Annotated in this window: 11 protein-coding genes and 2 pseudogenes; all 13 read left to right on the top strand. The window is 62.5% G+C overall.

All coding sequences use genetic code 11. From position 1 onward, the window contains the following. The first annotated feature begins 175 nt into the window (after positions 1 to 175). The 13 genes and pseudogenes from AWT75_RS17680 to AWT75_RS17630 all read left to right on the top strand — a co-directional run bounded on the left by AWT75_RS17680 (position 176) and on the right by AWT75_RS17630 (position 10,881). Positions 176 to 1,239: pseudogene (locus AWT75_RS17680) on the top strand (Gfo/Idh/MocA family protein). 79 nt (positions 1,240 to 1,318) lie between these two features. Next, positions 1,319 to 1,855 (top strand): DUF4337 domain-containing protein, encoded by a 537-nt coding sequence (locus tag AWT75_RS17675; RefSeq protein ID WP_062790858.1) that lies wholly within the window; start codon positions 1,319 to 1,321, stop codon positions 1,853 to 1,855. Between the two features lie 21 nt (positions 1,856 to 1,876). Then, positions 1,877 to 2,446: an acyltransferase gene (locus tag AWT75_RS17670; protein ID WP_045848837.1), complete on the top strand. Its 570-nt coding sequence runs from the start codon at positions 1,877 to 1,879 to the stop codon at positions 2,444 to 2,446. Between the two features lie 83 nt (positions 2,447 to 2,529). Next, positions 2,530 to 3,627 carry a DegT/DnrJ/EryC1/StrS family aminotransferase gene (locus tag AWT75_RS17665; RefSeq protein WP_062790856.1) on the top strand — a complete coding sequence of 366 codons (1,098 nt, stop codon included), beginning with the start codon at positions 2,530 to 2,532 and terminating at the stop codon, positions 3,625 to 3,627. A gap of 2 nt (positions 3,628 to 3,629) precedes the next feature. Then, positions 3,630 to 4,925: a lipopolysaccharide biosynthesis protein gene (locus tag AWT75_RS17660; protein WP_062790854.1), complete on the top strand. Its 1,296-nt coding sequence runs from the start codon at positions 3,630 to 3,632 to the stop codon at positions 4,923 to 4,925. Further along, a pseudogene (locus AWT75_RS23165) lies at positions 4,912 to 5,411 on the top strand (DegT/DnrJ/EryC1/StrS family aminotransferase); the annotation flags it as partial. The gene AWT75_RS17660 and the pseudogene AWT75_RS23165, both read left to right, overlap by 14 nt. 72 nt (positions 5,412 to 5,483) lie before the next feature. Next, positions 5,484 to 6,146, top strand: coding sequence for a DegT/DnrJ/EryC1/StrS family aminotransferase (locus AWT75_RS23160; protein WP_338021312.1), 663 nt, complete (start codon positions 5,484 to 5,486; stop codon positions 6,144 to 6,146). Next, positions 6,143 to 7,231 carry a glycosyltransferase family 4 protein gene (locus AWT75_RS17650; RefSeq protein WP_062790852.1) on the top strand — a complete coding sequence of 363 codons (1,089 nt, stop codon included), beginning with the start codon at positions 6,143 to 6,145 and terminating at the stop codon, positions 7,229 to 7,231. Before AWT75_RS23160 ends, AWT75_RS17650 begins: the two co-directional genes overlap by 4 nt. Then, entirely contained in the window at positions 7,228 to 7,878 is a 651-nt protein-coding gene (locus tag AWT75_RS23155) for a glycosyltransferase (protein WP_239689645.1), read from the top strand. The genes AWT75_RS17650 and AWT75_RS23155 overlap by 4 nt, the downstream gene beginning before the upstream one ends. Next, positions 7,845 to 8,324, top strand: coding sequence for a glycosyltransferase (locus tag AWT75_RS23150; RefSeq protein ID WP_239689644.1), 480 nt, complete (start codon positions 7,845 to 7,847; stop codon positions 8,322 to 8,324). Before AWT75_RS23155 ends, AWT75_RS23150 begins: the two co-directional genes overlap by 34 nt. 21 nt (positions 8,325 to 8,345) lie before the next feature. After that, on the top strand, positions 8,346 to 9,038 hold the full coding sequence (locus AWT75_RS17640; RefSeq protein ID WP_062790849.1) for a DUF1345 domain-containing protein: 693 nt from the start codon (positions 8,346 to 8,348) through the stop codon (positions 9,036 to 9,038). 33 nt (positions 9,039 to 9,071) lie between these two features. Then, on the top strand, positions 9,072 to 10,307 hold the full coding sequence (locus tag AWT75_RS17635; protein ID WP_062790848.1) for a glycosyltransferase family 4 protein: 1,236 nt from the start codon (positions 9,072 to 9,074) through the stop codon (positions 10,305 to 10,307). 4 nt (positions 10,308 to 10,311) lie between these two features. Next, positions 10,312 to 10,881, top strand: a complete 570-nt coding sequence (locus tag AWT75_RS17630; RefSeq protein ID WP_062790846.1) for a hypothetical protein — start codon at positions 10,312 to 10,314, stop codon at positions 10,879 to 10,881. Positions 10,882 to 10,886: the final 5 nt, after the last annotated feature.

Below are 10,886 nucleotides of genomic sequence, written 5' to 3'. Positions count from 1 at the left end.
CCATGACAAGTTCGATTACACGCTGCTGAAGCAACATGCCCAGCTGATCGTCGACAGCCGTGGCAAGTATCTGGAACCCGCCGACCACATCGTCAAGGCCTGACCCTGACGGCATGACGCAAGCAGGCGACCCCGTGGTCGCCTTTTGCCGTTTAAGCACAGAACGGAACACACCATGAAAACCGTACATCACGCCCCCATCACCGACCGCAAGATCCGCTTCGCGCTGGTTGGCTGCGGCCGCATTGCCAACAACCATTTCGGTTCGCTGGAAAAACACGAAGACCGTGCCGAACTGGTAGACGTCTGTGACATCGACCCGGCTGCTCTGCAAGCTGCGGTAGAGCGCACCGGCGCCCGTGGTCACAGCAATCTCACCGACATGCTGGCTTCCACCAATGCCGACATCATCGTGCTGACCACCCCGTCCGGCCTGCACCCGGCGCAAAGCATCGAATGTTCCGAGGCCGGTTTCCACGTGATGACGGAAAAGCCGATGGCCACCCGCTGGGAAGACGCCTTGCCATGGTGAAAGCCGCAGACAAGGCCGGTAAGCGCATGTTCGTGGTGAAGCAGAACCGTCGTAACGACACCCTGCAACTGCTCAAGCGCGCGATGCAGGAAAAACGCTTTGGCCGCATCTACATGGTCAACGTCAACGTGTTCTGGACCCGTCCGCAAAGCTATTACGACCAGGGCGGCTGGCGCGGCACCTGGGAATTCGACGGTGGTGCCTTCATGAACCAGGCCAGCCACTATGTGGACCTGCTGGACTGGCTGATCGGCCCGGTTGAAAGCGTGCAGGCCTACACCGCCACGCTGGCACGCAACATCGAAGTGGAAGACACCGGCACCGTCAGCATCAAGTGGCGTTCCGGCGCGCTGGGCAGCATGAACGTGACCATGCTCACCTACCCGAAGAACCTGGAAGGCTCCATCACCATCCTGGGCGAAAAGGGTTCGGTACGTGTGGGTGGTGTGGCGGTGAATGAAATCCAGCACTGGGAATTCGCCGAACCGCATGCCATGGACGACGAAATCAAGAACGCCAGCTATGCCACCACCAGCGTTTACGGCTTTGGTCACCCGCTGTACTACGACAATGTGATCAACGTGATGCAGGGCAAGGCCGAGCCGGAAACCGACGGCCGCGAAGGGCTGAAGTCGCTGGAACTGCTGATTGCCATGTACCTGTCGGCACGTGATGGCCGTCGCATCAGCCTGCCGCTGGATTACTAAAACCCATTCCGGCCCGCACCGTGCGGGCCGCTTGCTCCACCAACCCATCATTCGTATTGCGCAATACTGAAACACACTCATGGCTGAAGAAAAGAAAGACCCCTGGCTGAATTATTTGGCGCTCACCACCGTCATCCTGGCCGTGTGCGCCACCTTGTCCACCTTCAAGGGCGGTGGTTTCTCCACCCGCAGCGTGATCGCCCAGGCCCAGGCCTCGGACCAGTGGGCCTACTATCAGGCCAAGGGCATCAAGGGCAATCTGTATGATGTGGAGCGTGAACGACTGCAGTTCGAGCTGGACAACCTGCCGGTTTCCGCCAGCCCGGCCCAGCGCGAGCACTATCAGGCCCAGCTGAAAAAAGTGGGCGACAAGGCTGCCCGCTATGCGGCCGAACGCAAGGAAATCGAAAAGGAAGCCCGCCGCCTGGAAGCCGAGCGTGATGCCGCCCAGCGTCAGGGCAAGCCGTTTGGCGTGGCGGTGATTTTCCTGCAAGTGGCCATCCTGATTTCCTCCATCGCCGGCCTGTTCAAACGCAAGGCGGTGTGGCTGGCGGCATTGCCGGTCGGCCTGCTTGGCCTGGTGTATTTTGCCGATGGCTTTTTCCTGTTTTTCTGACCCCCGTCCGGAGGCCCGCCCATGACCCAATACACCGTACATCCCACCGCCATTGTTGATGAAGGCGCACAAATCGGTGCCGACACCCGCATCTGGCACTGGGTGCATATCTGCGGCGGCGCCAGCATTGGCGAGCGCTGCTCCTTCGGCCAGAACGTGTTTGTCGGCAATGACGTAGAGATCGGCAACAACGTCAAGATCCAGAACAACGTGTCCATCTACGATGCCGTCACGCTGGAAGACGACGTGTTCTGCGGGCCGTCCATGGTGTTCACCAATGTCAACAATCCGCGCAGCCATGTCAGCCGCAAGGATGAATACCGCCGTACCGTGGTGAAGCGCGGTGCCTCCATCGGTGCCAACGCCACCATCGTTTGCGGCCATCAGGTGGGCGAATATGCCTTTATCGGTGCTGGTGCGGTGGTAACCCGCGACGTTCCGGCCTATGCGCTGATGGTGGGCACCCCGGCCAAACGCATCGGCTGGATGTGCGCCTGCGGCGAGCGTCTGCCCAATGACATCGGCACCCATGCCTGCCCGGCCTGCGACAGCTTTTACCAGATTGGCGGCAATCACTGCACACCGGCCTGAACCGGACCAGCCTGCACCGCCTGAAACCATACAATCCCGACGGCTGCCCGCACGGCAGCCCGGCCCCAGCAAGGAATCGAGCCATGAGCATCCAGTTCATCGACCTCAAAGCGCAGTACCAGCATCTGAAAGCCGACATCGACGCCCGCATCCACGCGGTGCTGGATCACGGCCAGTACATCATGGGGCCGGAAGTCAAAGAGGTAGAACAGCAACTGGCCGCCTACACCGGCGTCAAGCACGCCATCGGCGTGTGTGACGGCACCAAGGCGCTGCTGATTGCACTGATGGCGCTGGGCGTGGGCCGTGGCGACGAAGTCATCACCACGCCGTTTACCTTCATCGCCACCGGCGAAATGATTGCCCTGCTGGGTGCCACCCCGGTGTTTGTCGACATCGACCCCATCAGCTACAACCTGGACCCGGCGCTGCTGGAAGCCGCCATCACCCCGCGTACCAAGGCCATCATGCCGGTCAGCCTTTACGGCCAGTGCGCGGACTTTACCGCCATCAACGCCATTGCCGAGAAGCACGGCATTGCGGTGATCGAGGACGGCGCACAAAGCTTTGGCGCCAGCCAGCACGGCAAGAAATCCGGCAACCTGTCCACCATCGGCTGCACCAGCTTCTTCCCCAGCAAGCCCCTGGGCTGCTATGGCGACGGCGGTGCCTGCTTTACCAATGACGACGAACTGGCGAAGAAAATGCGCGAAATCCGCGTGCACGGCCAGGACCGTCGCTACCACCACCCGGTGATCGGCCTGAACGGCCGTCTGGATACCATCCAGGCTGCGGTGCTGCTGGCCAAGCTGCCCAGCTTTGCCGACGAAGTGGCCGCGCGTGAGCGCATTGGTGCCCGCTACAGCGCGCTGCTGCAGGATGTGACCCGCGTGCCGGTGATCGGCGCGGGCAATACCCACGTTTACGCCCAGTACACCATCGAGGTGGACAATCGCGAAGCGGTACAGAAAGCCCTGCAGGAACTGGGCGTGCCCACCGCCGTGCATTACCCGATTCCGCTGCACCTGCAACCGGCCTTTGCCCATCTGGGCCAGGGCGAAGGCAGCTTCCCGCTGGCCGAAGCCGCCGGCAAGCGCGTGATGAGCCTGCCAATGCACCCCTTCCTGGATGAAGCCACGCAGGATGCCATTGTCGCTGCGGTGAAAAAGGCACTGGGCTGAGCGTGCTGGCCAAACTCAAGGCCAGGCTGGGGCAGGGCGGCTTTGCCCGCAATGTCGCCACCCTGGCTGGCGGCGCTGCCGTGGCGCAGTTCCTGCCGGTATTGTTCACCCCGCTGCTCACCCGGCTGTACAGCCCGGCTGATTTTGGCGTGCTGACGCAGTTTGTCGCGTGGTTGTCCAACCTGGTGGTGATTGCCACCTGGCGCTACGACATGGCGGTGGTGCTGCCGGAAGAAGAGGCCGACGCCATGCGCCTGATGGTACTGGCGCTGTTGTTCAACACCCTGCTGCTGGCGGTGCTGAGCATTCCGCTGCTGGCTGCCGGGCCGTGGATTGCCGCTCAGTTACATGCCCCGGCCATGGCACCCTGGCTGCCCTTGCTGCCGCTGGGCATCTGGGTGGCGGCCAATAACCAGATCTGGACCAACTGGAACAACCGTCAGCGCCGTTACAGCGCCAATGCGCAGGGCCGTATGGGCCAATCCGCCGCCATGGTGACGGTGCAACTGGCTGCAGGCTTTGGCAAGCTGGGCGCGCTGGGCCTGCTGCTGGCGCAGATCTCTGGCCAGACCGCCTCCTGGCTGCTGCAGGCGCGGCAAGACTGGCGCGCACTGCCGCAGTGGCTGCGCACCGCCCGTTCCGGTGGCATGGGCCGCATCCTGCGCCGCTATCGTGAATTCCCGCTGGTCAACACCCCGCATGCCTTTGTGGTGGCCTTGCAGGATTCCTTGATGGTGCAACTGCTGGGCATGCTGGCTACCGCCGAACTGATGGGCCATTACGGCCTGGTGGTGCGGGTGCTGAAGCTGCCCGCCGCCTTGCTGGGGCAAGCCGTGTCGCAAGTGCTGTACCGCGATCTGGCTGAAGCCCATGCCAAGGGCCACAGCCTGCGGCCCTTGCTGAAAAAGGCGCTGCTGGTGTTGTCGGCACTGGCGATTGTGCCTTTTCTCATCATCATGGCCTGGGGCGGCCCGCTGTTTGCCTTTGCCTTTGGCGAACAATGGCGCGATGCCGGCCAGATTGCCGCCACGCTGACGCCGTCCTTCTTCTGCATGTTCCTGGCTGCACCTTGCTTCATGGTGCCCATGGTGCTGTCGCGCCAGCGCCAGTCGCTGCTGTTTGCCCTGCTGGGCGTGGTGGTGAACCTGGGCTCGCTGGGCGTGGTGTACTGGGCGGGGGAGAATGCCCATCAGGTATTCCGCCTGCTGTCGGTGACGGTTTCCATCTATTACATCATCTACATGGTCTGGGTCTTCCGGCTGTGTCGCCAACTGGAGCAAGACCATGCTCACGGCTAATTCACTAAGCCTGTGCGATTACCTGTCCGCCTTGCCCGGCATGCTGCGTGGCCGCGCATTCCAGCGTGCCGCGCTGCGGCGCGAGCTGGCAGCCTGTTTTGGCGTGGACGAGGCGCGCATCGGCCTGTACGACACCGGCCGTGCCGCGCTGCGCGTACTGTTGCAGCAGCATGGTATCGGCGCGGGGGACGAGGTGATTGTCCCGGCCTATACCTGCGTGGTGGTGCCCAACCAGATTCCGGCACTGTCCGCCACGCTGCGTTTTGTCGATGTGTCGGCACACAGCCTGAATTTTGACTGGGACGTGCTGGCCGCTGCCATCGGACCGGCCACCCGCGCGTCATCGTGCCGCACAATTACGGCCTGCCGTGCCGGGTACCGGATGCGCTGCGCGCCGCCCATCCGCAAGTGAAGTTCATCGATGATGCCGCCCACGGCTTTGCCAGTCAGCTGGATGGCCAATGGCTGGGCAGCTATCACGACGGGGCTTTCTTCAGTTTTGAATATTCCAAGAACCTGACTGGCGGCATCGGCGGCCTGGCCATCTTTCCGCCCGGCATGACCGGCATGACCACCCCGCAGCAGGACTGGCCGGAACTGTCCTGTGCGGATGAATGGCGCTTGCTGGCCACGCTCAAAGCCCATCTGCTGAGTGCACGCTGGCCGCTGCTGGGCCGCATCACCATGGCCATCAATCGCCGTCTGGGCCTGATTTACCGCTCGGCGGATGCCGAGGTGTCACAAGGCATGCCGCATCCGGTACGCGCCATGCCGCTGTTGTCCACCGTGCTGGTGCGCCGCCAATTGGCCCATCTGCCCGCCACGCTGGCACACAAGCAGGCGCTGGCGCAGCGTTACCAACAGGCACTGGCGGCACTGCCGTCCATCACCCAGTGGGCCGTGCCTGCCGGTGCTGCGTGCCACTGGGTGCGTTACCCGTTTGCGCTGTCTTGTCCTCAGGCCAACAAGGCCGCCGTGGCGCGACGCCTGAGTCAGGCCAGCGGGCTGAATATCGGCGTGTGGTTTGATGATGTGATCCATCCGGCCGGTTCTTTCCGCCATGCTTATGTGGCCGGTAGTGCGCCGCAGGGCGAGCGGCTGGCGGCTACGGTGCTGAACCTGCCGATGAATATTGCTCTGGCCGACAATGCCGCGCTGGCGCACAAACTGGACCGGCTGCTGGCGGAACTGCGCCGCATCGAGAAAGAAAATATCCAATGAAGCTGTTGTTGATCGGTTCTGCCTCGGTACACACCTGGCGTTACCTGGCCGGTATCGCCCCGCATGTGGACGAAATCTGGCTGGCCTGCAATGGCGGAGTCCCGGCCGACAAGCGTCCGGCTAATCTCAAGGGCGAGCTGCGGCTGGACTTCGGCCTGAAAGCACTGGGCAGCGCCGGAAAACTGGGCCGCTGGATTAGCCAGATAAAGCCGGACCTGGTGCATGTGCATCAGGCCAATAGCGTGTCCTGGCATGCACGCCGGGCGCTGAGGGGCAGCCGTGTGCCCATGGTGCTGACCGCCTGGGGCTCGGACGTGCTGCTGCTGCCGGACAGCAACCGGCTGATGCGGCAGATGGTGAGCGCCAATCTGCGCGCCGCGACGGCGATTACTTCGGATTCGCTGTATATGGCAGCGAAAATCCGCCAGCTGGCTGGGGAACACTGCCGTATCGACGTGCTGAATTTCGGCATGGACGCGCTGCCGGCGCAGCCGGATATCGCGGCCAAGGCCAACAAGGTGTTGTCCTGCCGCCTGCACAAGCCCTTGTACCGCATCGATGCCATCCTGCATGCCTGGCAGCAGGTGGAGGCCAGTAGCCGTTACCCGGACTGGAGCCTCACCGTAGCCGCCAGTGGCGAGTCCACCGACAGCCTGAAAGCGCTGGCCAGCCGCCTGCAACTGCAAAGGGTGGAATTCACCGGTTTTGTTTCGTCCGCAGTATTGGCTGGCCTGTATCAGGAATCGCGCCTGTTTGTCAGCGTGCCGCGTTCGGACGCCACCAGCATCAGCCTGCTGGAAGCCATGGGGCACGGTTGCCTGCCGGTGCTGTCCAATCTGCCCGCCAATGGCGAGTGGGTGATCGATGGCCTCAACGGCCTGATTGCCGAAGACATCGCCCGGCTGAGCGACAGCCTGCTGTCCGGCATGGACTGGGCGGCGGACAATGCCCGTCTGGCGCAGGCGGTGCAGCTCAACCGCCAGCTGGTGGCCCAGAAAGCCCTGCATCACAGCAATATGCAGCACTTTGCCGATCTCTATGCCAGCCTGCTGTCCGGGGCGGCACACAAGGATTCTGCCGTATGAAAGTAGCCCATCTCACTTCTGCCCACCCGCGTCACGACATCCGCATTTTCGTCAAGGAATGCGCCACGCTGGCTGCTGCCGGTCACGAGGTGAGCCTGATCGTGGCCGATGGCCTGGGTGAGGAAATCAACAAGGGCGTGCGCTTTCACGATGTCGGCCCCAAAACCGGCGGCCGCTTTGCCCGCATGACCGGCACCACCAGCCGGGTATACCAGGCGGCACTGGCACTGCGCCCGGACATCGTGCATTTTCACGACCCGGAGCTGATTCCCGCCGCACTGCGGCTGAAGCAGGCCGGTATCAAGGTGATTTACGACGTGCACGAAGACATGCCGCGCCAGATTCTGGCCAAGCACTGGATTCCCGGTGCGATACGGCCACTGGTGTCCGGCAGCTTTGAAACAGTGGAAGACTGGGCAGCCAAACGTTTTGACGCAGTGGTGACATCCACCCCGCACATTCGCAACCGTTTTGCCAAACTGGGCGGACGGGTGCTGGATGTGTGCAACTTCCCCATTCTGGAAGAGCTGGTGCGCGATACGCCGTGGGACAGCCGCAAGAACGAGGTGTGCTATATCGGCGGCATCAGCGCATTCGCGGTATCGAACCCATCGTGGCCGCACTGCCGGATACCTCCACCCGGCTGAATCTGGCCGGCATCTGGAGCGAGAGCGACCTGCGCGCCAGGCTGGAAGCACAAGCCGGCTGGGCGCGGGTGAATGATCTTGGCGTGCTGGATCGCAAGGGCGTGGCCCAGGTGCTGGCGCAAAGCAAGATCGGCCTGGTGACGCTGTTCCCCACCCCCAATTATGTGGATGCGCTGCCGATCAAGCTGTTCGAATACATGGCGGCCGGCATGCCGGTGATTGCCAGTGACTTCCCGGTATGGCGCGAAATCGTCGATGACGCCGGCTGCGGCGTGCTGGTGGACCCGCAAGACCCGCAAGCCATTGCCGCCGCCATCAACAGCCTGATGGCGGATGAAGACCGCATGCGCCAACTGGGCGAGGCGGGCAAGCAGGCGGTGCTGCAGAAATACAGCTGGGCGGCAGAAGGCCGCAAGCTGGTGGACCTGTACGCGCAACTTTCCTGAATACGCTGGAGGAAGACCGACATGGACAAGCCCATCCGTCACCATCACGGCCAGCTGGCCCGGCTGATCCATATCCTGCGCACACGTCCGCGCCTGATGTCCGCCATTGTCTTCGGGCTGGCAATGGCGCAAATGCTGACCATGCTCAGCCCCATGCGTACGCTCACCGCCTATGTGATTGGCTGGAACGCCGGTGCCGGCCTGTATCTGCTGCTGGCCCTCAACATGATGCATGGTGCTGATGCCGAGCAGATCCGCCACCGTGCCGCACGGCAGGACGAAGGCGAGCTGGCCATCCTGATGCTGGTGGTGCTGGCAGCCATTGTCTGCCTGCTGTCCATCGTGGCCGAGCTGTCGGTAGCGAAAGACCTGCACGGCGGCAGCCGCGGCCTGCATATCGGCCTGTCGGTGCTCACCATCTTTACCAGCTGGCTGTTTACCCAAACCATGTTCGCCCTGCATTACGCCCACCAGTACTACGTGGCGCTGTTTCGCAGCGGCAAGCCGGGGCTGGAATTCCCCGGTGACGAAGAACCCAATTACAGCGATTTCTTTTACTTTGCTGCCGTCATCGGCACCTCGGGCCAGACGGCCGACATCAGTTTCAGCTCACGGGCCATGCGTCGCATCGGCTCCGTGCATTGCATCCTGTCCTTCCTGTTCAACACCACCGTGCTGGCGATGATGATCAATATCGCCGCCGGGCTGTTCTGAACAGCGGACACTTAAATCCGGAAAAGCAGCAGCGTGCGCATTCTCTATATCAATCACTATGCCGGCAGCCCGCGCCACGGCATGGAATTCCGCCCCTATTACCTGGCGCGTGAATGGGTCAAGGCCGGCCACGAAGTCAATATGCTGGCGGCAGATACTTCGCATCTGCGCCAGACCAATCCGCAGCTGTCCTCCAAGTATCAGGACGAAGACATCGACGGCATCCGCTACACCTGGTGCAAGACCCCGGCCTATCCGGGCAACGGGCTCAAGCGGGTGATCAATATCTTCAGCTTCCTGGGCAAGGTAATGGGCCTGTCCGGGCGCTATCTGAAGGAGTGGAAGCCGGACGTGGTGATTGCCTCCTCCACCTACCCGCTGGATACCATCCCTGCCGCCTTCATCGCCGGCAAGACCGGGGCGCGGCTGGTGTACGAGGTGCACGACCTGTGGCCGCTGACGCCGGTGGAAGTGGGCGGCATGTCGCGCTCCCACCCTTTCATCCGCCTGATGCAGTGGGCCGAGGATTTTGGCTACCGCAAGGCCGATACCGTCATCTCCATGCTGCCCTGCGCACGCGACTACATGATGGAGCACGGCATGGCGGCGGAAAAATATCATGTGGTACCTAACGGTGTGGACGTGGCCGAGTGGCAGGGGGCGGACACGCCGCTACCGGCCGAGCACCTGGCTGCGCTGGCAAAACTCAAGGCGGACAAGCGCTTTCTGATTGGCTACGCTGGTGGCCATGGTCTGGCCAATGCGCTGGACTTCCTGCTGGAAGCCGCTGCCCGGCTGCAAGACACGCCAGTCAGCTTCGTACTGGTGGGCGATGGCCCGGACAAGGCCGCGCTGGTGGAAAAGGCGGCTGCGATGGGCCTGTCCAATGTGCACTTTTTGCCCAGCATTCCCAAGCGCGCAGTGCCGGCTTTCCTGGCGGAAATGGACAGCCTGTTCATCGGCTGGCGCAAGCTGCCCATCTACCGTTTCGGCATCAATCCCAACAAGCTGTTCGACTACCTGATGGCCGGCAAGCCGGTGATCCACTCGGTGGAAGCGGGCAACGACATGGTCAAGGACGCCGGGGCCGGTTTCAGCGTAGGCGCGGAAGACCCGGCCGCCATTGCCGAGGCCGTGCGCCGCATGCTGGCCACCACGCCCAACGAGCGCGGCCGCATGGGCGCAGCCGGACGGCAATATGTGCTGGCCCATCACGACTACCGCGTGCTGGCGCAGCGCTTCCTGCAAGCCGTATTGCGCCAGGGTTGATGCCATGTTGCATCTGCTGGGAAAACTGCTGCGGCTGGGGCTGAAGCTGGCCACTTGCCTTGCGGTATTTTTTGTCAGCATGGTGCTGCTGGCCATGGCCTTGCAAAACGGCCTGGGCTGGGGGCTGGCCCAGGTGCTGCTGTATCTGGCCGCCTATGCGCTGGCCAGCTGGCAGCAGTGGCCACGTCTGCAGACCGGCTTGTTGGTCGGCTGGTTCGGCTTGTTCTGTGGTGCGATGTTTTTCTGGGACAAGTATGGCGGTGGCGGGCAGCCAGCCCCGGAGTGGCTGAAGCTGCTGGCGCATGGGCATGCTGTGGGCTGGATCGTGCTGGTATTGCTGTTTCTGCCACTGACGCTGGTGGAAATGCTGGTCAGGCAACTGCGTCGCCGCGGTGAGCGCAGTCAGGCCGCACCGACGGATATCTTCACTGCCAATCTGGCGCAGTTTGATTTGCAGCAGTCGTTTGCGAGTGTAGAAGATAGACAAAAAACCGTGCAAACCTGTACTAACGGCGAGGATAATAGCGGTTTTAACCTCCATGGCCGGCGTGATGCAACACCGGGAGACAGGTGAGTAGT

Origin of the sequence: Aquitalea pelogenes, from assembly GCF_001515305.1 — a bacterium.
In the GTDB taxonomy this organism is placed as follows: Bacteria; Pseudomonadota; Gammaproteobacteria; order Burkholderiales; family Chromobacteriaceae; genus Aquitalea; species Aquitalea pelogenes.
Note: the sequence above shows the minus strand (reverse complement) of the source record. Positions and strands in the feature narration are given on the sequence as shown.